Annotated in this window: 1 protein-coding gene; it reads left to right on the top strand. The window is 68.4% G+C overall.

Features of this window, described 5'->3' with window-relative positions; all coding sequences use genetic code 11:
• On the top strand, positions 1-206 hold a 206-nt coding region (locus FV230_RS30285), incomplete at both ends, for a hypothetical protein (protein ID WP_187275684.1).

Here is a 206-nt window from a genome sequence, read left to right as displayed (position 1 = left end):
CGGCGGCAGCGCGACGGCCGACCGCAACCTCTACGTCCATCAGGTCAGCCTCAACGGCCAGACCCTGGCGGGCGACGCTGCCGACAACCATGCCGGCTACAACAGCGGCGGCGTCGCCAACATGTTCAACAACGGCAGCGCGGACTTTCACACCCCCGCGACATCGGTCGTCACAGTACCCGCTACGCCAGTGATCCCCGCGCCCG

Origin of the sequence: Methylobacterium sp. WL6 (assembly GCF_008040095.1) — a bacterium.
In the GTDB taxonomy this organism is placed as follows: domain Bacteria; phylum Pseudomonadota; class Alphaproteobacteria; order Rhizobiales; family Beijerinckiaceae; genus Methylobacterium.
Note: the sequence above shows the minus strand (reverse complement) of the source record. Positions and strands in the feature narration are given on the sequence as shown.